This is a genomic window from Xanthomonas sp. WCS2018Noco2-27 (assembly GCF_031843525.1).
Lineage (GTDB): Bacteria > Pseudomonadota > Gammaproteobacteria > Xanthomonadales > Xanthomonadaceae > Xanthomonas.
The window spans coordinates 45,534-70,033 of the sequence record NZ_JAVTIK010000010.1 but is presented as its reverse complement, the minus strand read 5'-3'; the positions used below and the strand labels follow the sequence as shown (position 1 = coordinate 70,033).

The following is a 24,500-nucleotide window of genomic DNA, read 5'->3' as shown; positions in this document are numbered from 1 at the left end:
TGTGGTGTGCAGGCATCTATCTACCAAGCGTCCAGCAGACACCAGGCGCCTGCAGAATCGCAGCAAGCGGGCGCAGATACGAACCCGCAGAGAAGACGGCGCCGCAGCAGACAAGCTCGCGGACAGACAGGTAAACTTGCTCGACTCCTGAGGGCCCGACGCATGGCATGCGGCATCAGCGAGCGCTGTGCAGCAGGGCCTATAGCTCAACGGTTAGAGCAGAGGACTCATAATCCTTTGGTTCCAGGTTCGAATCCTGGTGGGCCCACCAAAAAACAGTCCATGAATCGCTCCGGCTTTCCTACGACACCTTGCAGCCGTAACTCACGGTAGCAATAGGGGTGTCTATGAGCAGCAAGCGATACACCGAAGCGTTCAAGGTCGAGGTGGTCAAGCAGGTCACCGACCGTGGCCACTCAGTGGCCGATGTGGCCAGCCGGCTCGGCATCTCAATCCACAGCCTATATGGTTGGCGGAAGCACTAGGCCTACCCATCGTCCACGCATTCGGCGGCAATCGAACAGACCTCGGAGTTGCGGCGGGTCACCGACGAGCGAGACACACTAAAAAAGGCCGCAGCGCACTTTGCCAAGCTGGCCATATTAAATACGCGTTTATGCTCGATCATGAGCGGGACTTTCGCCTTCGGAATATGTGCAGGGCGTTCGGCCTACACCCCGGCGGATACGACGCATGGCGGAGCGCGCCGATGTCGCAACGTGACAAGAATGACGCGCGCGTTCTCGGTCTGATCAAGCCGTCCGTGCTGGAAAGCGGCTGTGTGTATGGTGACCGCAAGATCAACTGTGACCTTCGCGATATAGCTGAGTCGTGCGGCAAGCATCGGACAGCGCGACTGATGCGACATGAAGGCTTGCGTGCCCAGGTCGACTATGGCCGCCGGCCCGGTGTTCGTGGCGAGAAACTGGCCGCCGTGACCAGCAGTCAACTGGCGCGTCAGTTCGATCCTGGCGTGGCTAATCAAGCATGGGTCACCGGCATCACCTACATTCGAACGCACGGGGGTGTACCTGGCCGTGGTGTTGGATCTTTCCTCAAGGACGATCGTGGGCTGGGCGATGCAATCGACCATGCATACCGACCTGGTGCTACACGCATTGATAATGGCCGTATGGCGACGTCAGCCGCCTGCAGGACTGCTGGTCCACTCCGACCAAGGCACACAGTTTACCAGGCACGACTGGCAGGACTTTTTGAAGGCACACGGCTTGGTCAGCAGCATGATCCGTAGCGGTAATTGCCACGACAACGCAGTTGCTGAAAGCTTCTTCCAGCTCCTGAAACGTGAGCGCACCAAGCGACGGGTCTATGTGATACGCGAGGAAGCCAAGTCCGATGTCTTCAACTACATCGAGATGTTTTACAACACGCGGCGACAGCACGGTCATAACGACGGGCTGTCGCCGGTAGAGTTTGGAAAGCAGCAATCATCATGAGGCTGCGGGGTGTCTACAGAAGTCGGGGCGATTCATTGCGCTGCTGGCACTTGAGCGCAAAAAACCGAATTTGAAGCGCTTACGGGGTCCGTTCTGCGATGGCGGCTATGTCGGTGATCGCTTTGCAATGAGTGCGCGAGATATTGGGGGAGAAGTGCAGATCGCAAAGCAAAACGAACTGCACACCTTCCGACCATTCGAATGCGATGACGCTCAATTTCTCATCCGCAGAGTGCCATCTCTTTTCGTATCAGCGGGTCCCCGCTTTACACGCCTTGACGAGCGTCTTTTATGGTTTGCTGTCGTAATTGTTGTCTTCGTAAATGGAGAAGCCGCCCCTGATTTCCTTTGCCTTCAATGGCGTACTCGAGAGCATCAAATCGAGCGCTTTGCGGGGAGTCAGCTTACCTTTCACGATGAAAGTCGGAAGTTCTTTCACATCCGTGTTTGCGACTTCGTCAGCATCGATCGATACTGGGCAACGTGTCAGTTCTGTGAACCGAGCAACTGCCTTGCCTAGGGGCATAGATGGGATGTTCACTCGGATCGCTTTATTTTGACAATTGTAAAAGCTTGGTTCCTGCGCAAGCACGGTCTGGGAACTTATTGCCAATGCTAACAGCGTAACTATCAGATAGATTTTTTTCAACTTATTATCCAAGCGTCATCATAGGATTTATCATTTAACTACAAATCCAGGCTGACATCCGCGATACGCAAGTCAGATTCAGCCTATGGACAGGGGGTGGAGAAATATATAATAATTATGTATTATCTATTTATAATATAAGTCGGCCCTGGCAACCTGTGCGACCTATCAAAGCCCGTTCAAATTCTTCCGAGCAGCAAAGTCAAGTGGATCATCTGCAAACTGGCATTGAGCTTGCGCTCGCAGTTTTTCCATAGCTTTGGGTTCTTCTCCAACTATGCAAGAGGGTCGGCAGGGATTCGGTCAAGCCAGTCAATTGATTTCGTAAGATATTACGTGCCGCGTAATTACGTAATGCCGGTCGGCGTAGGAGGGGGCGGTGAGAGGCGGTTCTCATGCGTGATAATTCTGGTTGATTCCGCTGATAGTCAGGGCCACAGCCGCGCTCTGTGGTCGCATCCCGCGCCGCGACGCGATGTTGGCATGGGCGAACTAACTGCCGCCGGTCATCAAGACCGAACCCGTTGGGAGATCGGTGGCGCGTGAGGTGACAAACGCCTTGGGTTGGATTGGCATTGATTAGTCCTTTGGCGGTACTTAAGCAGTACAGAGCTGAGTTTTGTATGCCTTCGCCAAGCTGCGTGAAATTGCTGGCGCAGCTTACTTTTTTGTTCTATTAATTACGTTGCCTTGCACTTGATTTTCTTTGGCATAGCGCGTCGACGACAAACTCATAATCCTTTGGTTCCAGGTTCAAATCCTGGTAGGCCACCAGGCGATGCAGGCGGTGTCGTCAGGTGTAGTGCCGATAAGCATCACGCCGGACCGGATCCAAGCTGCGTTCAAGTTCAATGGCGTGTATGTGCCCACGATTTCGATAGATCGGCACATTGGATCCACGACGATGAAAGCTCTGACACCTTCGAGGGAACTTGCACTGCGGTTGAGTCAGGCCGCACAACTTCTGAGGTGTGGCCTGGACTTTAGGGCTGCACGAACACACGCTGCTGTGTGCAGCTACGAGGCATGCGCGGCAGCAGGTATGAAAGTCCCCGCCCGTGCCGCGGCTCGGCCGTAATGCTTAAGAATGCGCAGCCTTGTATCGGCAGCCAATGACTCGCTCTCACGATTACGCAGTGCTGGCGCAGTACAGGCTTGAACGATGCCTGTGCCGCGCCGCCGACTCAGCCGGGTAGTCACTGCACTAGCCGTCATCGTTAGCCGAGCAGATCCTTCAACCACTGTTCGACGCTGCGCGGCGTGCTGCCGAGCAATTGCTGGGCGCTGGTGGCGGGGTTGATGGTGTTGGCAGGGGTTTGCCAAAGGGCTTGGTAGAACCCGGCGACGGCCATCGCAGCGGGGCCGAGCAGGGGCTGCAATTGCTCGCCGAATGCTTCGGGTTGCACGGGTTGAAAGTGCACATCGCGCTTGAAGTGCTTGGCCATTGCTGCAGCAAGGTCTGCGCCCAGCAGGCCTGGTAGCTGGCCGACGCCGACCACACCGGTGATGGCAGGCTGATCGAACAGCAGCGCAGCAACGTCGGCGATGTCCAGGTGCGAGCTCCAGGGCACCGGGAAATCTTCCCGGATCGGATAACCGAGGACGCCGTTGGCGTGCACGCCGCCGATGACCATGGGCAGCAGCAGGTTTTCCAGATACAGGCGTGGGGCGATGACGGCGCTGGAGACGCCGCTGCGCTGCACGCCATCGATCAAGAGGGCGATGGCCGAGTCGGGGGCTGCCTGCAATGCGTTGTCCGGTTCGTCGACGATGCTGCCGCTGGTGGAGATCAGCACGCGCGCGGGCTTTGCGGCGTCGATGGCCTGGACGATACTGGTGGCGTAGGCCACGCGCACGTCCTCGGGCGCCTGAGGCAGGTGTATGAAGACGCCCTGCGCGCCGCGATAGGCATCGGTCAATGATTGGACGGAGCCATTATCGATCTGCACCGAGGGGCCGGTGACCGCGTCGGCGTTGCGCACTGCGGCCACGGCCTGCTTGCCGGCCTGCAACAGCACATTGAGCAGCGGGGCGCCTTGTGCGCCGGTGGCACCATGGATGATGTAAGTCATTGGCATACTCCTGTGGACGTGAGAAGGAAGCTGTGGCGCAGGAGCATGGACGGCGGACTTCGGTTACTTCAACTGCACTAATGGCGCGCTGCTGAATGCAAGTCGGCGTGGAGAACGAGATGACATCCAGGCAAAGGGTCGAGGTTGGTGTGGTGCTGTATGCCAATGCGCAGCAGGCGGCCGTGCTTGGCCTTACCGATCTGTTTGCGGTGGCTAACCGGCTTGCAGGCGCGAGCGGTGCAGCCGAGAGCGCATCGATCCAGGTCACGCATTGGCAGCAGGCAACGCCCAGCGCTGCGCCGTCGCGTGTAGTTGAGAGCGATACACACGTTGGTGCGCGCCTGTGTGCGTTGATCCTGCCGCCAAGTCTGGGCGATGCGCCGGATGAGGAGCGCAATGGCAGCCTGATTGGCTGGCTGCGCGCGCAACATGCTCAAGGTGTCATGCTGTGCTCGGTGTGTGCGGGTGCGTTTTTGCTGGCCGGCACCGGCGTGATGGACGGACGTCGCATGACCACGCACTGGCTGCATGCAGACGCATTGCAGCAGCGCTTTCCGGCGGTCCGGGTCGATTCGGACGAGATGCTCATCGACGAGGGCGATGTCATGTCCGCCGGTGGCGTGATGTCGTGGACCGATCTGGGTCTGCGGCTGGTGGATCGCCTGCTGGGGCCGGCAGTCATGCTGGAAACCGCACGCGTGCTGCTGGTCGACCCGCCGGGCCGGCAGCAGCGTTACTACAGCGTGTTTTCGCCACGTTTGACGCATGGCGACGCGGCCATCCTGCGGGTGCAGCACTGGCTGCAGGAGACCGGTGCGCAGGATGTGGCGCTGACCCATCTGGCCGCACACGCGGGGCTGGAGGCACGCACCTTCTTGCGCCGGTTCCAGAAGGCGACCGGCATGACCAGCACGGAGTATTGCCAGCGGCTGCGGATCGGCCGGGCGCGTGCCTTGCTGGAAGCAAATGCCATGACTATCGATGCGATTGCGTGGGACGTCGGTTACCAGGATGCGGCGGCGTTCCGCAAGGTGTTCAAACGCATTCTTGGACTGTCGCCCAGCGACTATCGGCAGCGGTTTGCGGGTGCAAGCAGTGCCAGGGCGACTTGAGCTTACCCCGGCCACTTTCTTCTTCGACGCGCGTCTCCAGCACGTCGAACGGCGGTGGGATGTCGCTACCGGCCCGGTAATGTCGGTGGTGCCACTCGTCGTGATCACCGTGCAGGCGCATGCTGATGCATGGCATTCAACGCGAGAAACACCATGACCAAGGCCGTCATCGTCATCGATCTGCAGAACGATTATTTCCCCGGCGGGAAACTGCCATTGACCGGCATCGAACTGGCCACAGCGAATGCGTTGTCGGTGATCGTCAATGCGCGCGACACTGGCGTTCCGGTGTTGCATGTACGTCACGAGGCGGCTGCGGGTGCCCCGTTCCTGGTCGCCGGTTCGCAGGGCGCGCAGACCCATGACACAGTTGCGCCACAGGATGGCGAAGTGGTCATCGTCAAGCAGCACGTCAACGCCTTTCGCGAGACGCAGCTCGCGCAGCAGCTACAACAACACGGTGTGACGGACGTGGTGATTGTCGGCGCGATGAGCCACATGTGCGTTGATGCCTGCGTGCGCGCCGCCGCCGACATGGGCTATACCGTGACAGTGCTGCACGATGCCTGCGCCACGATGGACCTGGACTTCGATGGCACCAAGGTGCCTGCGGCCCACGTGCACGCGACAATGATGGCGGCGTTTCAGTTTGGCTATGCGGCAGTGCGATCCACGCAGGAGTATCTGCAGGGTCAGTGAGACAACGGCGCGCGCGTGGCGCCCGGTGCTGATGGTGCAGACCGATTGCCGCGCGGGATACGCCTGGCCCGGATGCGGTGCGCAGTGCATGCAGTGCGCACCGCCGCGCGAACCCAGGTGTCCGGCTGCGACGAAGGGTCGCAGGTGGCGTGCGGTTTTTTCATTACACTTTGCGGGTGCGCTTCCGTCCCTCGCCCTTGTTCAGCATGATGCAGCGCCTGGCTTGCCTGGCGCTGCTATTGCTGTTGGTCGCGCCCTTGGTCAGCCGCACGCTCGAGAATGCCTCCGGCGTTCTGGACGGGCCGCTTTGCCACAGTCAGCCCTGGCCAGCTGGCGAGGCGGCCGATGCCGTCGGTGTACATGCCGCGCAGTTGGCAGCAGACGCCCAGGCCGGGACAGCCAAGCGGTGGCCGAGCGCCGAACACGATCTGCACCACACCGATGGCGGCCATGCGTTTGCCTGCGATTACTGCCTGCTCGCCGCGCGGCTGCTGCCCTGGCTGCTACTGGCGTGCGTGCTGTTTGCGCTCCGTCGGGGCCGGCGTGCGGTTGAGCGTCTTGCCGCTGAGGCTCCATCAGCCGCACGCTGGTTGGCACATGCGCCACGCGGCCCACCGCTGTTTGCCTGAAACATCGGATGGAGAGCCGCACCCGTCAGCGGGTGTGATGTTGGATGTTCTGGAGCGTGTAGATGACCTACTTTGCTTTGCCGCCCCGCGCGGCGGCGACGCCTTGCCTTGCTCTTTTGACGCTGGTGCCGACACTGGCGTTGATTACCCCTGCCCAGTTGCGCCGACTGACTGCAGGCGAACCGCAACAGCCGAGTCGGACTGCTTCGAGCGATGGCGTACCGAACGCGGAGCACTGCGACCAGGCTATTGGCGTACAACCGCAGGAGCGCCTGTGAATGACATGGCGGACGAATGTGTGCGGCAAGGGCTGCGATTGCTGCCGATTCGCAATCAAGGGCGCGCGATAGAACGGCATGCGCAAGGCCGCTCTTAATGGATGGGAATCAGGATGCAAGCAATGCGATCTGTGTGGAAGCGACGACTGTCGTACGTGATGCTGGGGTGTCTGGTCTGCGTATTGGCCGGATGTGGGCAATGGGGCGGTGGGTCCGCTCCCAATGGCGCAGACCTCAGCGCGATGGCACGCGGAATGGATTTTTACCTTTACGACACCGAAGGCACGCCACGGCCATTGCGCAGTTTTCGTGGCAAGGCGTTGGTGTTGTTCTTCGGCTTTACCCATTGCCCGGATGTGTGCCCGACGACGCTGGCGCGTGCGGCGCAGGTCAAGCGCAAGCTGGGTGCGGATGCGGCGAAGGTGCAATTCGCGTTCGCCACGCTGGACCCGCAACGCGATAAGCCAAACGTGCTCAGGACTTACGTGAAGGCATTCGATCCGGACTTTATCGGTTTGACCGGCAGCGAGGGCGACATCCGGGTGGCAGCAGGCAATCTGAAAGTGAGTTATGCAAAAGTGCCGATGGGGCCGACGTACACCATCGATCACTCCACCCGCAGTTTTCTTTTTGATCGCGACGGACAGCTGCGCGTGGGCCTGGCCCACGAGCAGACAGTGGACTCGGTTGTGCACGATATCCGGCAAGTGCTCTAACTGACGTACGAGCGACCTGCCGGCTTCCCGAATTTCAATGTCGATGACCCCGATGCAATGCGCTGTGGCGTACGCACGGCTCGACCCAAGGAGAACGAAATGAAATTGCATCTGCTGATGGTGAGTGCATTGTCTGCTTTGTCGATGGTGGCCTGCGAGCGCGCACCTGCGCCCGAGGCCAACCCTGCGCCCGCTGTTGTGGCACCTGCGTCGACCGCAGCGCCGGCCGCAGCGCCTGTGGTGGTGGCGAGCGGCGCATGGTCGCGCGCAACGCCGCCGGGTGCGCCGGTGGCGGGCGGCTACCTCACCTTGCGTAATCAGTCGGCAACGCCGGATCGGCTGGTGGCGGTGGAATCGCCGGCCAGTGCACAGGTGGAAATCCATGAGATGACGATGGATGCGGGTGTGATGAAGATGCGCCATCTGGAACAGGGGCTGGTCTTGCCGCCTGGAAAAGACGTGGTGCTGGGTAGCGGCAGCACACATCTGATGTTCATTGCACCGCACGCGCCATTCGAACAAGGCAAGCCGGTGGTGGCTACGCTGGTGTTCGAGCATGCACCCCGCGTCGAGGTGCACTTCGACGTTCGTCCCATCGGCGCATCGGCGCCCGATGCCGAATCGCATGACCAGCATATGCACTAGGCAGCGTCGTTGGGAATCGATGTGCCAGCACGGCGGCGTGCTGGCAGCCAGGGGTCGTTCACTGCCAGGATCAGTCAGCCGATGGAAAGGTCAACAACTCCGTGTTGTGGTGTCGCGCGTTTTTTCCGGTTGCTGGAGGGGCCATGGGCGTCGTTGATCGTGCGCGAGCTGCTTGCGGGGCCGCGCCGGTTCACCGAACTCAGGCAGGTCTTGCAGGGCATCAGCGCACATACATTGACCAGTCACCTGCGGCGCTTTGAGGCCTCCGGTCTGGTGGCGCGCACCGCGTATGCGCAGACGCCGCCGCGCGTGGTGTACGAACTCACGCCATTAGGTGAAGGGCTGCATGGCGTCTTCGATGCACTGCGAAAATGGGGCGAATCGCTGCCAGCAGACACTGTTGCGGTGACGCAACCGAAGGATGGCGTGGCAATGAGCATGCGGGAGATTGCAGCGGTTTGCCCGCTTGCCAGACCTTGAGTAAGCGTTTGGCACAAGCGCCACGGCATGGTCTGCAGATGCGGGCGGTGTCGTCGGGCGATTCCAACGGTTGATGCGTCGACAGCTGCAAATCCAAAGCAGCGAGCAACGTAGCGCGTCGATCGATACCTGCAAATAGCGTGTGGCTGAAATACAGCCACACGCTGCGCGACAGGTTGCCTAGAAGCGATGGTTCACGGTGAACTCCATGCGTCGATCCGGGCCGTACAGCCACTGCGTTTCGGTGTAGTACGCGGTGGTGAAGTACGCCTTGTCGAACAGGTTATAGATGCGTGCCGTCAGTGCCGTGTCCTGACGCACCTGCCAGCGCAGCGATACATCGGTGGTGGTGTAGCCGGGCAGTGCCAGCGCGTTGGCGGTATCGGCATAGCGCTTGCCCACATAACGCAGGCCTGCGGCGGCTGTCCAATCGGGCTGAAAGTTCCAGCTGAGCCATGCATTGGCGAGCCGTGCGGCGACATTGGGCGGGACGTTGCCTGCCCGCGAGATGGCAATCGCAGGGGCACCAGTGGCCTCGGTGAAGTCGTCGTAGCGGGCGCGTAATGCGGTTGCGTTGAGATCCAGTTGCCAGCCGTTGTGCGTGGCGAGCGATAGCGATGCTTCGATGCCGCGCGTGCTTTGCGCACCGACCTGCACGCGCAGATCGGGGTCGACGGGGTCGCGTGTGAGCAAGTCGGATTTGCGGATGTGATACGCGGCCAGCGTCCATTCGCCGCGTCCTTGCGCAAATGCCTGTTTCAGGCCCACCTCGGTTTGCCGGCCTTGCGACATCGCAAAGCGGCTGTTGGCCGGGCTGAGCATCAGCAAGCCACCGACCGGGTCTGCGGCGCGCGCGTATTGCGCGTAGAGCGCCAAGCCGGGCTGCAGATCGTAGACCGTGCCGATACGCCAGCCAACGTTGGAAAACGTGGTGCTGAAGGCCTGCGTACCGACGACAAGGTTCTGCCGATCGAGCGTGGTGTGGTCATAGCGCATTCCGCCCAGCACCGACCAGGCCGTGCTCAGTGCGAGCCGGTTTTCCAGGAATACCGCGTATTGCCGGGCATTGTTGCGATACCGCGGAATGGTGGGAATCTCGCTGCTGAAACGGCCGGGTACCGGTGCGTACGGGTCCACCGGACCGGCGCTGCCGACATAGGTGTTGTTGGTGTGCTGAAAGCGGCTGTCATTGGCATCGACACCGAACGAAAGCGTGTTGTCGAACCCTCCCACGCGTCCTCGCACGACGCTATTGGCGGTAAGCCCGGTCTGTTGTTGGTCGTGACCGATGGCCGTGTTGTCGGAGCGGTCGATCAAGCGCGTGGCGGAGTCGTAAAGATAGGCTTCGGCGTTGCGCCAATCGCGCTGGCTGTCGATGTGGTACAGGCGCATGCTGAGCGTGAGTGCGGCGGTGGGCGTCCACACCGTATCCAGCTGGGTCCACTGGTCGCGGAAGCGGATGACGCCATCGCCGATGTTGTAATTCTTGTGGCGCAGCGCGGGTAGCTGGCGTCCATCCACCAGTGGCGTGCCGAAGTAGCGCATCGGCGTCTGATAGCCGTAGGCGTAACGCAGGGTGGTGTGCAAGGTGGGGGCAATCTGCCAGCGCAGTGCGCCGGAAAAAGTGGCATCTGCGGCGCGGCCACGGTCTACCCAACCGCCGGTGGTATTGCCGCTGACATCCATGCGGTAGGACAGTGTGTCGGTCAGGCCGCCGCCGCTGCCGAAGGCCAGGCGTGCGGTGTCCTGGGTCCCGAGAGTGGCCTGGATGTCGTTTTGAATGGCACCGGCGCTCGGCATTTTCGGGATGATGTTGACGACGCCGCCAATGGCGCCATCGCCATAGATCACCGAGGCCGGCCCACGTAGGACTTCGATACGTTCGATGGACCAGGTGTCGAATGGAAAGGTGACGCCCACGCCGCCGTATTGGCGCAGGCCGTCATACAGGCGCATGACCGATGCGCTGTCGGTAAAGCCGCGGGTGGAGAGCGCGCTCAGCCCGTTGCCTGGATGCGCCATGGCACTGATTGCGCCGGCGCGGGTAATGGCGTCGGTGACGTTGCTGTCGCCGCGTGCCTCGAGTTGATCGCGGGTGATGACGTCCAGGCTGGCCGCTGTCTGGAACGGGCTCAGCCCCAGCGAAGTTCCGGTCGATGCAGGTGTGTCGCGTACGGCTTGGTCCTGGCTGACGAAGATGGTGGACAGCGTGTTGGGTGTGTCCTGTGCGATTGCACAGAACGCAGTGCAGAGCAGTGGCGCGGCCATGGCGCTGCGCAGCGCCATGGAAAGGCGGTGCGGGTGGGGCAGGTCGGTGTGCATGGACAGATCCAGGCAAGCGGCTCCCGTGGCGGGTGCCGGTATCGAATAAGGAACAGGTGCGCGATTGCTGCCGCCTGCGCTGGAGCCCGTGTGCAACACAAGGCAGCCAGGCACCGCGGTGGTGTGGTCGGACGCGCGGGGCAGCGACACGTGGACGGCGACGAGTGCCGCCGATGCCATCCCTGTCGGTTGGACGTTTAAGCGCTGGCCGGCGGCCCGCGTGGAGCGTGCGCGTAGCGGAATCGCCCGGTATCGATCGGCAGCGTATCGGGCGAGGCGAACACCGGCGGAGCGGGCGCAGCAAGCGGCAACCATGCGGCAAGCAGCATCGGCAGCATGCGCGCCGCCAATGCGCAGTAATCGCATGCATCGTGTTGCCGGGTGTGGTCGCTGCCGATTGGCGCGCCGCCCCATGCGTGTGCAGTGGGTGTGGCCGCTTCGGCAATCGCCGCAACTGCTGTCTCGCCGTGGTGGCAAAGCTCGCTGACGATGGGAGGTGCGACGGCAGCCGCCTGCACCAAGCGTGAGACAACCGGTGCCACAGCCATCAGCATGGCAGCCATGATGGCTAACCAGGCAAATGTGCGTAGAGGTGTCCGCCGCCGTCTCATACTGCGGATTCTATGTCAGCTGTGCGCATGCGATGCGGCAAGGCGATGCGTCGGCGGCATTTGGCGTGTTGATGACGATCCTGCTTTGCGCCGTGGTCACCCGTGCTTACCGCGCGGAGTATCTGTTCGGTTGTGTGCTGGGCATGACCTTCGTGTTCGGCGCGATGTTTCCATGCATCGTGTTCGTGGTGATTGCAACACTCTCTGCCGTTGCGCATCTCATGCTGTGGCCGGCGCTGCTGTGGGGCGTCGGCAAAGTGCGCGTGCGCCAGCCCCAGGTCTGATCCTGCGTCGGCATGCAGGGCTCTACGGGTGAGCTTCCTCAGGCCACCGCCGATGCGTACCGAACCCTGCCGCGCGGGCTGCTCATCCCATCGCGCGGCTTGTCGTCGAATATACGGTTCGTATACGATGTGTATATTCCAAGCCGGGAGCCACCATGGGCATCGTCAATATCGATGACGACCTGCACGATCAACTGCGGCGCGCCTGTACCGTCACCAGCCGGTCGATCAATGCGCAGGCCACTTTCTGGATCAAGGTCGGCATGTTGTGCGAGATGCATCCGGAATCCTCGTTCCAGGACATCGTGGCGCAGGAGCTGCGCGCGGCGGGAGTGCGGCCGCAAACCTTGAAGCCGCCCGCGGCAAAACCAGGGCGCGCATGATCAAGTCGCCGGATGAGATCGCACTGATGGCGATCTCCGGGCAGCTGCTTGCGCAGGTGTTTCATGCGCTGGATCGGCTGCCGCTGGAAGGGCGCAGCACGTTGGAGCTCAATGCCTTTGTCGAGCGCATGATTGTGGATGCGCTCGACGCACGGCCTGCAAGCAAGGGGCAGTACGGGTTCGAATTCGTGCTCAACGCGTCGATCGACGATGTGGTTTGCCACGGTGTGCCGTCGGCCGACGATGTGCTGCGCGGCGGGCAGATCGTCAATCTGGATATCACGCTGGAAAAGAACGGTTTTATTGCGGATTCCAGCACGACGTATCTGGTGGGCGAGGTTGCCTATCCGGCGCGGCGGCTGGTGCAGACTGCCTATCAGGCGATGTGGAAAGGCATCGCTGCGGTACGGCCCGGTGCGCGCCTGGGCGATATCGGGCAGGCCATTGCGCGGCATGCGCGCGACCACGGCTATAGCGTGGTCAAGGAGTATTGCGGGCATGGCATCGGGCGCGAGATGCACGAAGGCCCGCAGATCCTGCATCACGGCCACGCAGGAACCGGTTTGACGCTACAGGAAGGCATGGTGTTCACCATCGAGCCGATGATCAATCAGGGCCGCGCAGCGATCCGTTCGCAGCCTGACCAGTGGCCGGTGTACACCCGCGATGGCAAGTTGTCGGCGCAGTTCGAGCACACGGTGGCGGTGACGCGCACCGGCGTGCGTGTGCTCACGCTGCGGCCCGACGAAAAGCCGCTGTGCCCGGTGGAGTGATGCACGGCAACGCGCGGCACGCGGCGGCTGTCATTCTGGCGATGCGCGCCTGGACCCGTCGGGGAGGCGTGGGATGAGCGGAGTGGCGTTGGTCTGCAGCAGCGTCTGTACGGTTGTTTCGACACCGATGAACCGTCTGCGTTGCAGCAGATAAACCACCATGAGCAGCGCCAAGAACATCAGCGTTACGCCTGGCTTGATGATGATTGCGGGGACCAGAATCCCAGCCACGATATACACCATGGTCCAGTTGCAGTAGCCGGTGATAATGATCTCGCGGTGCCTGCGGTCGACTGCGATGTGCCCGCGCATGATCGGTGGGTACATCGGGCCGATGATCACCAGAAACGTCTCGCGAAACGCGTAGACATGTTCGGACAACGGATGGAATCTGAGTTCCGGCCAGCGCGACTGATCGAGCGCCTGTTCCACCTGTGCCAATGAAAAACAGTCCAGTGCCTGACGGCTTGCCGGAATCCGGCGCCGGAACACCGGCAATCCCCATCCGAAGTACATGCGGTTCCAGCTGATCGACAGAACGCCTTCGATCGCGATCACTACCAGCAGCAGGTTGAACATCGAGGCTCCTTATCGTGTATCGGCTACTGCTGCGGGGTATGGCGAGGGACTGCAGTCACTCGGTGCCACCGCTGACTGTAGCAACCCCGTATGTGGCACAGGCCATCGCGCATCCAGCGCGCAGCACTCATGGGCGCTGTGGCTGCCAGATTGCGTCAGGTCAGCGAAGCTGATGCACACTAAGGGCGGCAAAAATGTAGCGAGTCGTCGTCAGCTGGGTGTGGACGGCGCACGCAGAACCGCAGTGTACGAGTGATACATGCCGATTCCGAGCAACCACCACACCCGCTCGGCGGCTGCGCAGTCGTTATTGTTAACCACTCTAATTTTCACGGTTGAGGTCGCTACTGGCGACGTGCCGATCCAGCGACCCCCTGGTGCCATGCAGCCACAGTCTCACAATATCCTTCCTGCGCAGTCGTCCACTGCCGCGCAGCTGCGCCGACCCGTCGAGTGGTTGCGCCGGCAGTTGCGTGCCAACGACCTGTGGTTTATCGGGCTGGCTGCGCTGGTGGGATTGGTCGCTGCGGCATTGATGGTGCTGCAGGCCGGGCTCGCGCACGCGTTGCAGGCCTGGTTGTACGGGTTGGGGCCGGATGCGCGGCTCAGCACGGCAACCTCGATCACGCCCACGCAATTGCTGGTGCTGCCGCTGGGCGGGCTGCTGGTGGGCCTGGTGGCGTTGATGGCGCGACGGCGCAAGCGGCCGCTGGTGGATGCGGTGGAAGCCAATGCGCTGCACGGCGGGCGCATGTCGATGCGCGATAACCTGATCGTTGCGGTGCAGACCTTGTTGTCCAACGGCTTCGGCGCATCGGTCGGGTTGGAGGCGGCGTATACGCAAATGGGATCCGGCGCCGGCTCGCAGCTCGGTCGCATCCTGCGGGTGCGCCGCGCGGACATGCGCACCCTGGTCGGTGCCGGTGCGGCGGGTGCCATTGCCGGCGCCTTCGGTGCGCCGCTGGCGGGTGCGTTCTACGCGTTTGAGATCGTGATCGGCGCCTACACGCCCTCGGCGTTGGCGCCGGTGGCGGCTGCGGCATTGGCCGGTGCGTTCATGGCCAGCGCGCTGGGTGCAGCGCCGTACTCGTTACCGGCGGCGGTGGCGTACCAGTTGCAGCCACGCGACTACGCGATCTACGTTGCGCTGGGGTTGGTGTGCGCGTTGATCGGCATCGCTGTGATGCGTCTGGTGGCCGGCATCGAACGCAGCGTGGGGCGCTTCAATTTGCCGCTGTGGGGCCGTCCGGTCATCGGCGGGTTGCTGCTGATTCCATTGGCGATGTACTCGCCACAGGTGCTGTCCTCCGGCCACGGCGCGTTGCACCTGGATATGACCAGCAGCACCACCTTGCAGGTACTGGCCACGCTGCTGGTGCTCAAGTGCATTGCTTCCGGCATTTCATTGGGCTTCGGTTTCCGTGGCGGCTTGTTCTTTGCATCCCTGTTCATGGGCTCGTTGGTCGGCAGCCTGTTCGCAGTGGCCGTGAACCTGTTGGTAGGCGCGGCGGTGGTGGATGCGACCAGCGCCGCGTTGGTCGGTATGGCCGCACTGGCGGCGGCGATCGTGGGTGCACCGATGACCATGGCGATGCTGATCCTGGAGGGCACGCACGACTTTGTGCTGGCCAGCGCGGTGATGGCGGCAGTGCTGGTGGCCAATACGGTAGTGCGTCAGGTGTTTGGTTATTCGTTCTCGACCTGGCGGCTGCATCTGCGTGGCGAAAACATCCGCAGCGCACGCGACGTGGGCTGGGTCCGCAATCTGTCGGCCGGCAAGATGATGCGCAAGGACGCCAACCACACCGCGCACGACATCAGCGTTGGCGAGTTTCGGCAGCGCTTCCCATTGGGCTCGACCCAGCGCGTGGTGCTGGAAGATGCGGCGGGGCACTATGCCGGCGTGGTGCCGCTGGCGGTGCTGTATGCCGACAACGTGCAACCGGATGCGCCGGTGAGCGACTACGCCAGACATCGCGATGCGGCGTTGCTGGCAGACACCGACATCGTGGCGATCATGAAGGTCTTCGATGCCACGCAGGCCGACGAACTGGCGGTGATCGATACCGACCGCCGGGTGCTGGGCGTGTTGTCCGAAGGCTTCGTGCGCAAGCGCTACGCCGAAGAGCTGGAAAAGCGCGAGCGCGAATTGATGGGCGAACGGGCCAGCGGCGACGACTGACGCCGTGGGCCGAACCCGGTGCGCTCGCGTGAGTGCTGGATTGCGCCGACCAGTGCTGCGATGCGCGGCATCTACGACCACGCGACACGCGCCGGCCAGTGCGTGCACCGCGACGCGCGTGCGCCTACGCGAGTGCCACTACACGGCAGCTGGCGAGTTGGCTCGTTCGTTGGCTGTCGCGGCGGTGTCTGATGGGTGTGGCGCAAGCGCATGCGCGGCCATCAGCGCGGTGAGCCGGCGGTGGCAGTCGCGCACGGCAAGTGCGGAGGCCGGCATGTTGCAGGCGTCGAAGGTGTGCGCTTCCGCCTTCCAGGCGGCGAGCAGGTCTTCCAGGTCACAGAGCAGGCTCGGCATGGGGAGGTTCTCCGATGGGCGTTCTGTACCTACGGCGGCTGACAGCGGACGGATGCAAGACCGTTGTGTTCCAGGCTGACTCGGTTATTTAACAGCGGCTAACAACACGACTGCGCTCATCGCCAGGTGGCGCTGCCGGTGCTCGGTGCGGTATAGGCATGCGTACACGCCGGTTCTGAGCGTGCCGTCCACATTCACCTGACGACTGCTCGCAACGTTTTGTCAGCGGCTCTAAAGCCACAGCGCGGCGAGCCGCCCCCCGATTTGGGTACATCGCAATCGACATCGGCCGTGTGCCCCTCCGGCTTCTCGCGCCCGCCCACCGTTGTGTGCAGAGCGCCCGCGCCTTCGCCGGCGCGCGCACGTGATAACGCTGCATGCCGCTCACGCCGCCGTGCGCAAGCCACACGTGCGCGTCACGGCGGCGGGAGGAGGGTGGCTGTACGGCTTTCTGCTACAGGAGACGCGCATGCGCACTCAAGAGAACGATAACGTCCGGATCGACGATCCCAGCCCGCCCGCCGGGATCAAGGCGCCCGGCAAGAACGATGATCTGCTGCAGGATGGCCCCGCGCAGGACAGCGAGATCGATGACGACGACAGCATCGATGGCGATGGCGATGGCGATGGCGATGGCGATGGCGACGAAGACCAATAGGCCTGGGCGCGTGGTGCTGCACGGCGCCGTGCACACGTGCAGCGGGGGCGTGATCGATGAGAAGCACCGCTGTGCGGATGTCGCCGCCCGCTGTTGCGGATGCATCCTGCTGCGACAGTCCAGACGCCGCTATCGGCCTCTCGCCGTCTGTGGCGCCCCGCTGGTATCCCCAGTGCAGCATGGGACGCGGATACGGCAACCGCCATGTGCGCATCGACCTCACTCGTAAGCACGCAGCGTCCGACCTACACTGCACAGCCTTCCAGACTGTTGAGTGCCATGGAAACGTTGCCGCCATTACCGACAATCGCACTGGGTGAATATCGCCACTTCAAGGGCGGTCGCTACGAGGTGCTGGGCGTTGTGCGCAGCAGTGAAACCCTGGAGCCGCTGGTGCTGTATCGGCCGCTGGACAGCGAGATCGGCCTGTGGGTGCGGCCGTACGCGATGTTCATGCAACAGGTGGACGTGGATGGCGTGATGCGTCCGCGCTTTGCGCCTGTGGCGTGATCGGCGTGTGTCGTGATGCGGTAGCTTGCATGTGCCCGATAAGGCAGCCGTGAGCACGGCCAAAGCGCCGCTCACCACGCCCGACGGGCGCTACCTGATCGTACGTGGCCGGTTGTGGCGCACATCCGATCCACAGCTGAGCGCAGCGGTGCGCGCGAGGTTGGTCGCCGAGCTGATGGATGCACGTCGTGCGGTCAAGGCAGCCAAGCGTCACGACGATGCGCAGCAGCTGGCGCGCGCACGCGCCGAGGTCGATGCCGCCAAGATCGCCTTGGGAGAGCGCGGCCCGGTATGGTGGACCGACGGTGCCGACGACCTCACTCGGCATTTGGTCAAGAACACGCCCTATGCGGACTGGTTTGATGGTCTTGATGCCGCGCACTAGCGTGCACGCGGCAACATGCTGCAGAGCGTGATCGACAACAGAGGCGACGGAACCGCAGCGATGGCAGTGCCGCACGGCTCTGCGCATATCCGCGTGGCGCAACCTCGCAAGAACCTGTCGGCTCAGTACGCAAGCTGCCACACGCACAGCCGCGACCAGTTGCAACGACCCAGCTCGATGCCGCCGGGCTGGGTCGTTGCTGCCTGCGTAGGCGACTCAGCCCAGGTCGCAGTTGCTCGGCTGCGGCCAGGTGGTGGTGGGCAGCATCGCCTTGACGGCGGCCGGTGCGGTGATGCCGATGGTGCTGGCGCCGTACAGGTCTTCAAGCTCGTCGATGCTGACGATGTAGCTGTCCAGTGAACCCAGATTGGCGCTGTTGGGAATCAGCCAGCTGATGGCGCGCGTGCCGCCGCCGGGGTTGGCGGTGATGATGGTCTTCCAGAAGAAATCCGGCGTGCGAATGCCGTGGCTGCTCAGAAAATAGTCGTTGCTGGTATCGCTGTAGATCACCCCGCCGTAGACCTGCACGCTTGCGATATCGCGGTAGCACTCGGCCACGTTCTCTGCGCGCACCCAGATGCCCTGATTGAAGCTGGACACCTGCGGCACGATGTTGGACATCAGGTTGGCGCGACGGATGTAAGTCGCGTTGTAGTCCATGTGGTTGGAGGTCACCAGGTGGCCGCGGTCGTAGCCGCTGCGCACGCTGGCATACGACGCCGCAGTGGTCTGTCCGCCGCAACCGCTGGGCAGCTCGGTGTCCAGATTGAAACTGGATGGACGCGCGGCCGATCCGGTGTCGGCTTGCAGTACGTATTCGTAGCGCAGCGCGGTGTGGTTGGTGCAGTCGTAGCGCAGCGTGTAACCGCCCTTATTGAGGGTGACGACTTGTGCCTGGGCCGCGGCACTGAAACCGGTGAGTAGCAGAACGGCAAGCAGGGTCCTGAAGCGCATGGGAGTGAATCTCCTAGGAATCGTTCGGACGCACAACGCCACCGCCGATTGCTCATAGAGCAGATCGACGTTCAGCGGAAAGTGCGCTGGTCGGGGGACAGGTTGGCTCGGTCTCTAGCGAGCACAACAGCTATCGCATGCAAATGTTTCTCGTTGGTGACGTCAGCGTGAGGAATGTGCACTTGCACCATTTTTTTCGATGAAGGTGCGATAGAGATCACACATTCTTGTGCATACGTCGCGCAGGTGATAAGCCTTCGGTTATGCCTGGAGCACCTGCATACGCGACTGGATCACACTTCACACTTCACACAGCGCACCGACAAGCACGCCGTAATTGGCGTCTGGGTAGCCACGGACGCCGAGAGTCGGCAGTGGCGTCTGTACCCTCTGGTGCTTGGACACGATCAGTTTCCAAACCGCGAAGCTCATCGACCCACCAAGCACGAGCGCTTCGCCTGGGAACGGCGCCGCATCACCACATCGTCGCGTCGGCAGACACAAAAACTCCCCTTCCGCAGTCCGTGCGAAAGAGGGGCATTTGCGCCTGTCGTGAGGCACGCCGTTCGAGTGGTCGATGCGCTATGCGACGTTTCTTTCCAGGTGCTGTCCGCTTGCAGGCTCCAGCTGGAACTGCGTCAACGTGCCGGACTGCTTTTCCATCGCGCGTGCTACGGCCATGGCTTTTTCCACCAGTCGATCAACGGCACTCATCCGTTTTCGCCAGTGCCGCTGCGGCCATCAACCGAGCGCGATCGCTGCAGATCCGGCTGCAGCGCGCGATGCTGCGCGTCGGACGAGCTTACTGACCGGCAGTCGGCAACTTGACCACCACCTTGATCTCGAAGCGGAAGCCGGCCAGCCAGGTCACACCGACGGCGGTGACGGCGGGGTAGGGCGCCGGGCCCCAGTAGCTGGCCCAGCGGTCCCACGCCGCATCGAACACGACCTCGGGGTTCACCATGAACCAGGTGACATCGACCACGTCCTGCGATGTGCAGCCGGCGGCGCTGAGGATGGCATCGAGATTGGCGAACGCACGCGCGATCTCTGCGTCCAGCTCCGGCTCGGGCGAGCCGTCGTCGCGGCTGCCGACCTGGCCGGCGACGAACATCAATCCATCGGCACGCACCGCGGGCGAATACCGATGACGCTCATACAGCGCGTGGCGGCCCTGCGGAAAAACAACGTCACGTGTGGCCATGGGACTCTCCTTCAAAGTGCGACAGAACGGACGCCCACCCTAAGCGCCTGGCCACGCGCGATAAATCCGCAGCCTTGAGCAACACTGTTTGTAGAATCCAACTAATCTTGGCGCAGGAGTGGCGATGGATCGGTTCGATGCGATGCAGGCGTTTGCGCGTGTGGTTGAGACCGGCAGTTTCACCAAGGCGGCAGACACGCTGGAGATGAGCCGGGCCAGCGTGACGCATCTGGTGCAGCAACTCGAAGCGCGGTTGCGGGTGACGCTGCTCAACCGCACCACCCGCAGGGTGCACGTGACCGCCGACGGCGCCGCCTATTACGAGCGCGTGGTACGCCTGTTGGCGGACATGGACGATGCCGAAACCAGCTTGTCCGATGCATCGACGCTACCGCGCGGACGCTTGCGCGTGGATGTGCCCAGCCCCTTTGCGCGCTTGATCCTGATGCCGGCGGTACCGGCGTTTCATGCGCGCTATCCGGATATCCAGCTGGATATGGGCGTCAGCGACCGGCGCGTGGATCTGATCGGCGAGAACGTGGATTGCGTGGTGCGCGGCGGCACCATCGCCGATCAGTCATTGATCGCGCGGCGGGTGGGTGATCTGCAGACCGGCGTGTATGCAGCGCCAAGTTATCTGCAACGGCTGGGCACGCCTGCGCATCCTTCCGAGCTGGAAAACACCCGCCACCGCTGCGTCGGTTTCATGCGTTGGGGTACCACCACCACCGTGCCCTACGCGATGCAACGCGGCGACGAAGCGGTGACCGTGCACGGCCGGCATGTCGTCGCCGCCGACGACGGCAATGCCTATCTTGCCGCCGGGCTGGCCGGCATGGGCGTGTTGTGGCTGCCGGTGTACATGGCCGCCGCACACGTGGCCAGCGGCGAACTGATACCGGTGTTCGAAGACTGGCAGCTGGAGCCGATGCCCTTGTCGATCGCGTTTGCGCCCAACCGCCACGTGAGCGCCAAACTGCGGGTGTTCATCGATTGGGTGATCGAGCTGATGGCCGCGCATGTGCATGTGGGTGCGCCCGAGGTTGCGCTGAGCCGCGCGTGATGCGTTCGGTTTACGCAAGAGCGATGGCGCGGGGCATGCGCTGCTTCATGTCTCATGAAAAATTGGGCGGCGCCTACGAACTGGCGGGTCTGATGCAGGTGCCGCTGGTGTATGCGTTCAAGCTCACTTCCTACGACTGACGTTCCGTTTCAACAGTCGGCATGTCGAGGCGATGATTTGACCTCATCTGCAACTTGCACGCAGCGACGCAGGCCCGGACGCACGCGCCGCGTCGTGAGAACACGCACGCACCGTAGAGATGCAATCGTGCGCTGCGCACGACGCAGCCAGTTCAACGCACGACCAATTCCATTGTTTTACTCTGCCAGTTCGCGTCGGACCGGATAACGCCAGCCGCTGATCGCCGCGAACGGCGAGCGCGCGTAGATCCATTGCAGGCGTGCATCGCCATCGGCGCGGAATGCGGCATCGCTGGCGAGCTTGCGGTCGAATTCGGCGCGCAGTGCGGCGTCGTGTTGCAGCAGCCCTTCGGTGAAAGTCACCAGCTCGGTGCCATACAGCCCGCTGTCGGGACTGCCGGCATTGCGGAAGCGCCCACTGACCAGTAGCGAATCGCTGCTCTGCGGTTCGAGCAATGCAGCGGCCAACATGCGCATCGGTTGATCGGCTGGCACGCGAACGCTCCCCGCCGGGAAGGTTTCTTCCACGCGGCTTGGATGCGCTTGTTGCGTGTCGGCGTCCTTGAGGATGCGGATCTGCTGCACCACGCGTGTGCGTGGCTGGGACAGACGCTCGTGGCGGATGCCGTGGGCCTTGAGCAGGTCCACCACGTCGTCGTTGCCCGGTGGAATCCACCACGCCAGTGGATACTGCACTGCCTGCGTTTGCCGGTAGCCAATCACCGGCATCGTCCAAGTTTCATCGCGGCCTTCCCAGCGCAGCTCCTGGCGACCGGAAACCGGCGACAGCGCACGGGTATAGCTCACTCCCTTGAACGGTACCTGCGCTATCGGCTGCGGCAGGCGTTCCCATGCCACCATCAGCTCCTGCGGCCGCGCCGCGCGATCTGCCTGCTTGGCTGCTGCGATGGCATGCGCATCCCGGCCGACCAACTGCAGCGCCGCTTCCAGTAGCACGTAATCGCCGAGCACGCGTTGCCGATACGACTTCAGGTGGTGATTTTCCACCAGCACGGTGGGAATGCCGGCGAAGTCACCGTAGCCGGTGGAGTAGCGCGGGCCTTCCGGCGCGTTGCGCAGCCCGGAGCGCGGGTTGTCCTTGTCGACCAGGCTGGGGTAGATGGCGGGGGAGTGGCCTAGCTTGCGCAGTGCGTCGCTGACCACCGGCGTGAAGCGCTGCTGCAGCCACTCGGCGGTGGCACGTGAACGCGCGTAGGTGCCCCAACCGGCGTAGGTAAAGGTGATGTCATATTGATGATCCAGCCCATCGCTGACGTGCAGATCCAGATACAACGCCGGGTCGAGTGCGTGCAGCAGCGCCACCATCGCACGCGTTTCCGGCGCTTCCAGCGCGAGATAGTCGCGATTGAGGTTGAGGCCGCGCGTGGTGCTATTCCAGCCCATCTGTTGCGGGCCACGCAGTGCTGCACCAATCAGCGGGCCGCGCTGTTCGTGCCCGTCGATATTGAGGATCGGCACGAAGACAAAATCCACATCGTCGAGCAGATGGTCCTTGCCGCGCTGTGCGATATCGCGCAACAGCATCAATCCCGCGTCCTTGCCGTCGATCTCGCCGCCATGGATGCCGGCCTGCGCCAACACCACCGGCTTCCCGGGCTTGCCCTTGTGCGCACGGACCAGCAGCAACTCGCGCCCTTCGCCCGTTTTGCCGAACACTTCCAGCGACAACACCGGCGAGGCGGCGACCAGGCGCTCCAGCCATTCGCGCGTCTGCGCATAGCTGGGTGTGCTCGCAAAATCGCTGCGTTCCACCGGGGTGCGCCACGGATCGCCTGGCCCGGCAATCAATGCTTCGCTTGCACCCTGCCACGCGCGCACCGGCGGTAGCAGCGCGGTGGTATCGATGGGCTGCGCGCCGAGCTGTGCGGCACTGAATAGCGCTGCGACCAGGACGGTGGTGGAGGCAGCGTTGATGCGGCGCGTAGCGCGATTGACCGCAGGGCACGTGCTCGGTTGCGATGCCAGTGCGTCGAACAAAGGAGGATGCACAGCGGTCGTACGTGGATCGGGGCTCATGTGGGGCGTCGTGATTCCGTAGGTAGAGGCTGCAGTGATGACGCGCGAGACGGGTGTAGCGGTCTGCGCAAGGACATTGGGCTCGATGGACAGCGGGTGTCCTGATCAAGCCTGTCGGCCTTGACCAAGCGCGTTGCATGGCGGCTATGACGATGCCTGGAAATACGAGCGCAGCGCGGTGCTGTTTGCGTAATATTGTAACAAATATGTCTGCGCCCTCAAGGCAGCGGCACTGCAGCTGGAATCTCACGGACGGCACATCCGACTCACTTCGCGACCACGCACGCACACCAGATTGCCTCGAAGCAATCGCAGCCAAGCTCCCTCTGTACTGGGAGAAGGTCTGGGGTAGGAGGCCGTCGGCCAGCAGGCAATCGGTCGCAGATAAGCGCTTTGAGCGCCGCTATCGCAAAGCCCCAATGCTGCAATAAGCCCACTCATGCAACGCTTGTTACGTGTGACGCCGAACCATCCTCAAACAAGGTTGCCGACATGCGCGTCAACGCAGTCCAGCAACCACAAACTCAAGCAATCCGAGCTATGTGATAACGTATCAATTTGCTCGCCCACCCCATGCCATGCTCCCAAACCTGCAGCCAAACGCCGCGATTTCCATCCACGATCTGCACGTCGCCTATGCCGGGCGCGCGGTGCTGAAAGGGCTGAATCTGCACATCGCGCCCGGCAGCGTGTACGCGCTGCTCGGCGGCAACGGCGCCGGCAAATCCTCCACGCTGTCGGCGCTGCTGGGCTTCGTCAAACCCGTCTCCGGCAGCGTGCGGGTAGACGGCATCGACCCGGTCGCCGCGCCTGGCAAGGCACGCGCGCGGCTGGCATATCTGCCGGAAAACGTCGCGCTCTACGAGCATCTGAGCGCGCTGGAAAATGCCGACTACTTGCTTGCGCTCGCAGGGCAGCGCTGCAGCCAGGCCGACATCGGCCAGGCGTTCGCGGCCGCAGGCTTGCAACGCGAAGCCTGGAGCCAGCGCCTGGCTGGGTTTTCCAAAGGCATGCGCCAGAAGGTGGCGATTGCCGTGGCCACGCTGCGGCAGGTGCCGGTGCTGTTGCTGGATGAGCCCACCTCCGGTCTGGACCCGCGCGCCATTGCCGACTTCAACCATCTGGTCAGCGGCGTGCGCGAGCGCGGTGGCGCGGTGCTGATGGTCACGCACGATCTGCTGGGTGCGGTGGACGTGGCCGACCGGATTGGATTTCTCGAAGACGGCCGCATCGTCGAAGACCTCGGCGCCGGCGACAGCGGCTTCGATGTGCGCACCTTGCACGCGCGCTTTGCACGGTCGCAGGAACGCGCTGCATGAGCGTG

Annotated in this window: 26 protein-coding genes, 1 tRNA gene, 2 other RNA genes and 2 pseudogenes; 19 read left to right on the top strand and 12 right to left on the bottom strand. The window is 62.7% G+C overall.

Going from position 1 to position 24,500, the window contains the following annotated elements; genetic code table 11:
• Nucleotides 1-195: 195 nt before the first annotated feature.
• Nucleotides 196-271: transfer RNA gene (locus RQH86_RS16000), tRNA-Ile, on the top strand.
• A gap of 76 nt (nucleotides 272-347) precedes the next feature.
• Nucleotides 348-1,457, top strand: a pseudogene (locus RQH86_RS15995) (IS3 family transposase).
• Nucleotides 1,458-1,746: 289 nt separating this feature from the next.
• Here the strand turns inward: RQH86_RS15995 and RQH86_RS15990 are convergent.
• From RQH86_RS15990 to RQH86_RS15980, 3 genes and pseudogenes are all read right to left on the bottom strand, one after another.
• Nucleotides 1,747-2,106: a hypothetical protein gene (locus RQH86_RS15990; RefSeq protein ID WP_311239048.1), complete on the bottom strand. Its 360-nt coding sequence runs from the start codon at nucleotides 2,104-2,106 to the stop codon at nucleotides 1,747-1,749.
• A 179-nt stretch (nucleotides 2,107-2,285) separates the two neighbouring features.
• Nucleotides 2,286-2,387: pseudogene (locus tag RQH86_RS15985) on the bottom strand (IS5/IS1182 family transposase); the annotation flags it as partial.
• A 936-nt stretch (nucleotides 2,388-3,323) separates the two neighbouring features.
• Complete coding sequence (locus tag RQH86_RS15980; RefSeq protein ID WP_311239049.1) at nucleotides 3,324-4,178, bottom strand: NmrA family NAD(P)-binding protein; 855 nt, start codon at nucleotides 4,176-4,178, stop codon at nucleotides 3,324-3,326.
• Between the two features lie 119 nt (nucleotides 4,179-4,297).
• Here RQH86_RS15980 and RQH86_RS15975 point away from each other — a divergent pair, with 119 nt between their 5' ends.
• From RQH86_RS15975 to RQH86_RS15945, 7 genes are all read left to right on the top strand, one after another.
• Nucleotides 4,298-5,290 (top strand): GlxA family transcriptional regulator, encoded by a 993-nt coding sequence (locus RQH86_RS15975; protein WP_311239050.1) that lies wholly within the window; start codon nucleotides 4,298-4,300, stop codon nucleotides 5,288-5,290.
• A 153-nt stretch (nucleotides 5,291-5,443) separates the two neighbouring features.
• On the top strand, nucleotides 5,444-5,989 hold the full coding sequence (locus RQH86_RS15970) for a cysteine hydrolase family protein (RefSeq protein WP_311239051.1): 546 nt from the start codon (nucleotides 5,444-5,446) through the stop codon (nucleotides 5,987-5,989).
• Between the two features lie 149 nt (nucleotides 5,990-6,138).
• Complete coding sequence (locus RQH86_RS15965; RefSeq protein ID WP_311239052.1) at nucleotides 6,139-6,618, top strand: DUF2946 family protein; 480 nt, start codon at nucleotides 6,139-6,141, stop codon at nucleotides 6,616-6,618.
• A 62-nt stretch (nucleotides 6,619-6,680) separates the two neighbouring features.
• A complete protein-coding gene (locus tag RQH86_RS15960; protein WP_311239053.1) occupies nucleotides 6,681-6,896 on the top strand; it encodes a hypothetical protein in 216 nt (71 codons plus the stop codon).
• Between the two features lie 254 nt (nucleotides 6,897-7,150).
• Nucleotides 7,151-7,612: an SCO family protein gene (locus tag RQH86_RS15955; protein WP_236699221.1), complete on the top strand. Its 462-nt coding sequence runs from the start codon at nucleotides 7,151-7,153 to the stop codon at nucleotides 7,610-7,612.
• A gap of 99 nt (nucleotides 7,613-7,711) precedes the next feature.
• The gene (locus RQH86_RS15950) at nucleotides 7,712-8,257 is read left to right on the top strand and encodes a copper chaperone PCu(A)C (protein WP_311239054.1); all 546 of its coding nucleotides are present in this window, start codon (nucleotides 7,712-7,714) and stop codon (nucleotides 8,255-8,257) included.
• Between the two features lie 81 nt (nucleotides 8,258-8,338).
• Nucleotides 8,339-8,737 carry a helix-turn-helix domain-containing protein gene (locus RQH86_RS15945; RefSeq protein WP_311239096.1) on the top strand — a complete coding sequence of 133 codons (399 nt, stop codon included), beginning with the start codon at nucleotides 8,339-8,341 and terminating at the stop codon, nucleotides 8,735-8,737.
• A 180-nt stretch (nucleotides 8,738-8,917) separates the two neighbouring features.
• Here the strand turns inward: RQH86_RS15945 and RQH86_RS15940 are convergent, their stop codons facing one another.
• Both RQH86_RS15940 and RQH86_RS15935 read right to left on the bottom strand, forming a co-directional pair.
• Nucleotides 8,918-11,059, bottom strand: coding sequence for a TonB-dependent receptor (locus RQH86_RS15940; RefSeq protein ID WP_311239055.1), 2,142 nt, complete (start codon nucleotides 11,057-11,059; stop codon nucleotides 8,918-8,920).
• 197 nt (nucleotides 11,060-11,256) lie between these two features.
• Nucleotides 11,257-11,670, bottom strand: a complete 414-nt coding sequence (locus RQH86_RS15935; RefSeq protein WP_311239056.1) for a DUF2946 family protein — start codon at nucleotides 11,668-11,670, stop codon at nucleotides 11,257-11,259.
• A gap of 71 nt (nucleotides 11,671-11,741) precedes the next feature.
• On the opposite strand from RQH86_RS15935, the gene RQH86_RS15930 reads away from it, so the two are divergent.
• From RQH86_RS15930 to map, 3 genes are all read left to right on the top strand, one after another.
• Nucleotides 11,742-11,954 (top strand): hypothetical protein, encoded by a 213-nt coding sequence (locus RQH86_RS15930; protein WP_311239057.1) that lies wholly within the window; start codon nucleotides 11,742-11,744, stop codon nucleotides 11,952-11,954.
• Nucleotides 11,955-12,109: 155 nt separating this feature from the next.
• Complete coding sequence (locus RQH86_RS15925; RefSeq protein WP_115529026.1) at nucleotides 12,110-12,337, top strand: ParD-like family protein; 228 nt, start codon at nucleotides 12,110-12,112, stop codon at nucleotides 12,335-12,337.
• On the top strand, nucleotides 12,334-13,110 hold the full coding sequence (gene map, locus RQH86_RS15920; protein ID WP_311239058.1) for a type I methionyl aminopeptidase: 777 nt from the start codon (nucleotides 12,334-12,336) through the stop codon (nucleotides 13,108-13,110). The genes RQH86_RS15925 and map overlap by 4 nt, the downstream gene beginning before the upstream one ends.
• Before the next feature lie 30 nt (nucleotides 13,111-13,140).
• Here the strand turns inward: map and RQH86_RS15915 are convergent, their stop codons facing one another.
• The gene (locus tag RQH86_RS15915) at nucleotides 13,141-13,689 is read right to left on the bottom strand and encodes a hypothetical protein (RefSeq protein WP_311239059.1); all 549 of its coding nucleotides are present in this window, start codon (nucleotides 13,687-13,689) and stop codon (nucleotides 13,141-13,143) included.
• A 187-nt stretch (nucleotides 13,690-13,876) separates the two neighbouring features.
• Nucleotides 13,877-13,950, bottom strand: a non-coding RNA gene (locus tag RQH86_RS15910) — sX9 sRNA.
• Between the two features lie 121 nt (nucleotides 13,951-14,071).
• On the opposite strand from RQH86_RS15910, the gene RQH86_RS15905 reads away from it, so the two are divergent.
• A complete protein-coding gene (locus tag RQH86_RS15905; protein ID WP_311239060.1) occupies nucleotides 14,072-15,871 on the top strand; it encodes a chloride channel protein in 1,800 nt (599 codons plus the stop codon).
• A gap of 138 nt (nucleotides 15,872-16,009) precedes the next feature.
• Here the strand turns inward: RQH86_RS15905 and RQH86_RS15900 are convergent, their stop codons facing one another.
• Nucleotides 16,010-16,225 carry a hypothetical protein gene (locus tag RQH86_RS15900; protein WP_311239061.1) on the bottom strand — a complete coding sequence of 72 codons (216 nt, stop codon included), beginning with the start codon at nucleotides 16,223-16,225 and terminating at the stop codon, nucleotides 16,010-16,012.
• Between the two features lie 158 nt (nucleotides 16,226-16,383).
• Between RQH86_RS15900 and RQH86_RS15895 the strand changes: the two genes are divergently transcribed.
• The 4 genes from RQH86_RS15895 (at nucleotide 16,384) to RQH86_RS15880 (ending at nucleotide 17,778) form a co-directional block, all read left to right on the top strand.
• Nucleotides 16,384-16,453: non-coding RNA, sX9 sRNA (locus RQH86_RS15895), on the top strand.
• A gap of 241 nt (nucleotides 16,454-16,694) precedes the next feature.
• The gene (locus RQH86_RS15890; RefSeq protein WP_311239062.1) at nucleotides 16,695-16,883 is read left to right on the top strand and encodes a hypothetical protein; all 189 of its coding nucleotides are present in this window, start codon (nucleotides 16,695-16,697) and stop codon (nucleotides 16,881-16,883) included.
• A 279-nt stretch (nucleotides 16,884-17,162) separates the two neighbouring features.
• Nucleotides 17,163-17,393: a DUF1653 domain-containing protein gene (locus tag RQH86_RS15885; RefSeq protein ID WP_055847756.1), complete on the top strand. Its 231-nt coding sequence runs from the start codon at nucleotides 17,163-17,165 to the stop codon at nucleotides 17,391-17,393.
• Between the two features lie 49 nt (nucleotides 17,394-17,442).
• On the top strand, nucleotides 17,443-17,778 hold the full coding sequence (locus tag RQH86_RS15880; protein WP_115529022.1) for a hypothetical protein: 336 nt from the start codon (nucleotides 17,443-17,445) through the stop codon (nucleotides 17,776-17,778).
• Nucleotides 17,779-17,994: 216 nt separating this feature from the next.
• On the opposite strand, the gene RQH86_RS15875 is transcribed toward RQH86_RS15880, so the two are convergent.
• From RQH86_RS15875 to RQH86_RS15865, 3 genes are all read right to left on the bottom strand, one after another.
• Nucleotides 17,995-18,732: a DNA/RNA non-specific endonuclease gene (locus RQH86_RS15875; protein ID WP_055847762.1), complete on the bottom strand. Its 738-nt coding sequence runs from the start codon at nucleotides 18,730-18,732 to the stop codon at nucleotides 17,995-17,997.
• Nucleotides 18,733-19,314: 582 nt separating this feature from the next.
• Nucleotides 19,315-19,446, bottom strand: coding sequence for a hypothetical protein (locus tag RQH86_RS15870; protein WP_311239098.1), 132 nt, complete (start codon nucleotides 19,444-19,446; stop codon nucleotides 19,315-19,317).
• A gap of 88 nt (nucleotides 19,447-19,534) precedes the next feature.
• Nucleotides 19,535-19,936 carry a Rid family hydrolase gene (locus tag RQH86_RS15865; protein ID WP_311239063.1) on the bottom strand — a complete coding sequence of 134 codons (402 nt, stop codon included), beginning with the start codon at nucleotides 19,934-19,936 and terminating at the stop codon, nucleotides 19,535-19,537.
• Between the two features lie 124 nt (nucleotides 19,937-20,060).
• On the opposite strand from RQH86_RS15865, the gene RQH86_RS15860 reads away from it, so the two are divergent.
• Nucleotides 20,061-20,999 carry a LysR substrate-binding domain-containing protein gene (locus RQH86_RS15860; RefSeq protein WP_311239064.1) on the top strand — a complete coding sequence of 313 codons (939 nt, stop codon included), beginning with the start codon at nucleotides 20,061-20,063 and terminating at the stop codon, nucleotides 20,997-20,999.
• A gap of 317 nt (nucleotides 21,000-21,316) precedes the next feature.
• Here the strand turns inward: RQH86_RS15860 and RQH86_RS15855 are convergent, their stop codons facing one another.
• Nucleotides 21,317-23,176 (bottom strand): M14 family metallopeptidase, encoded by a 1,860-nt coding sequence (locus RQH86_RS15855; RefSeq protein ID WP_311239065.1) that lies wholly within the window; start codon nucleotides 23,174-23,176, stop codon nucleotides 21,317-21,319.
• 578 nt (nucleotides 23,177-23,754) lie between these two features.
• Between RQH86_RS15855 and RQH86_RS15850 the strand changes: the two genes are divergently transcribed.
• A complete protein-coding gene (locus RQH86_RS15850) occupies nucleotides 23,755-24,495 on the top strand; it encodes an ATP-binding cassette domain-containing protein (protein ID WP_311239066.1) in 741 nt (246 codons plus the stop codon).
• Nucleotides 24,496-24,500: the final 5 nt, after the last annotated feature.

Coding starts and splice junctions, on each gene's coding strand:
- RQH86_RS15940 (WP_311239055.1), bottom strand. CDS start 11,059: ATGCACACCGACCTGCCCCACCCGCACCGCCTTTCCATGGCGCTGCGC.
- RQH86_RS15930 (WP_311239057.1), top strand. CDS start 11,742: ATGACGATCCTGCTTTGCGCCGTGGTCACCCGTGCTTACCGCGCGGAG.
- RQH86_RS15865 (WP_311239063.1), bottom strand. CDS start 19,936: ATGGCCACACGTGACGTTGTTTTTCCGCAGGGCCGCCACGCGCTGTAT.
- RQH86_RS15905 (WP_311239060.1), top strand. CDS start 14,072: ATGCAGCCACAGTCTCACAATATCCTTCCTGCGCAGTCGTCCACTGCC.
- RQH86_RS15875 (WP_055847762.1), bottom strand. CDS start 18,732: ATGCGCTTCAGGACCCTGCTTGCCGTTCTGCTACTCACCGGTTTCAGT.
- RQH86_RS15935 (WP_311239056.1), bottom strand. CDS start 11,670: ATGAGACGGCGGCGGACACCTCTACGCACATTTGCCTGGTTAGCCATC.
- RQH86_RS15890 (WP_311239062.1), top strand. CDS start 16,695: ATGCGCACTCAAGAGAACGATAACGTCCGGATCGACGATCCCAGCCCG.
- RQH86_RS15850 (WP_311239066.1), top strand. CDS start 23,755: ATGCTCCCAAACCTGCAGCCAAACGCCGCGATTTCCATCCACGATCTG.
- RQH86_RS15870 (WP_311239098.1), bottom strand. CDS start 19,446: ATGAGTGCCGTTGATCGACTGGTGGAAAAAGCCATGGCCGTAGCACGC.
- RQH86_RS15860 (WP_311239064.1), top strand. CDS start 20,061: ATGGATCGGTTCGATGCGATGCAGGCGTTTGCGCGTGTGGTTGAGACC.
- RQH86_RS15925 (WP_115529026.1), top strand. CDS start 12,110: ATGGGCATCGTCAATATCGATGACGACCTGCACGATCAACTGCGGCGC.
- RQH86_RS15955 (WP_236699221.1), top strand. CDS start 7,151: ATGGATTTTTACCTTTACGACACCGAAGGCACGCCACGGCCATTGCGC.
- RQH86_RS15960 (WP_311239053.1), top strand. CDS start 6,681: ATGACCTACTTTGCTTTGCCGCCCCGCGCGGCGGCGACGCCTTGCCTT.
- RQH86_RS15975 (WP_311239050.1), top strand. CDS start 4,298: ATGACATCCAGGCAAAGGGTCGAGGTTGGTGTGGTGCTGTATGCCAAT.
- RQH86_RS15855 (WP_311239065.1), bottom strand. CDS start 23,176: ATGAGCCCCGATCCACGTACGACCGCTGTGCATCCTCCTTTGTTCGAC.
- RQH86_RS15980 (WP_311239049.1), bottom strand. CDS start 4,178: ATGACTTACATCATCCATGGTGCCACCGGCGCACAAGGCGCCCCGCTG.
- RQH86_RS15970 (WP_311239051.1), top strand. CDS start 5,444: ATGACCAAGGCCGTCATCGTCATCGATCTGCAGAACGATTATTTCCCC.
- RQH86_RS15900 (WP_311239061.1), bottom strand. CDS start 16,225: ATGCCGAGCCTGCTCTGTGACCTGGAAGACCTGCTCGCCGCCTGGAAG.
- RQH86_RS15915 (WP_311239059.1), bottom strand. CDS start 13,689: ATGTTCAACCTGCTGCTGGTAGTGATCGCGATCGAAGGCGTTCTGTCG.
- RQH86_RS15945 (WP_311239096.1), top strand. CDS start 8,339: ATGGAAAGGTCAACAACTCCGTGTTGTGGTGTCGCGCGTTTTTTCCGG.
- map (WP_311239058.1), top strand. CDS start 12,334: ATGATCAAGTCGCCGGATGAGATCGCACTGATGGCGATCTCCGGGCAG.
- RQH86_RS15885 (WP_055847756.1), top strand. CDS start 17,163: ATGGAAACGTTGCCGCCATTACCGACAATCGCACTGGGTGAATATCGC.
- RQH86_RS15950 (WP_311239054.1), top strand. CDS start 7,712: ATGAAATTGCATCTGCTGATGGTGAGTGCATTGTCTGCTTTGTCGATG.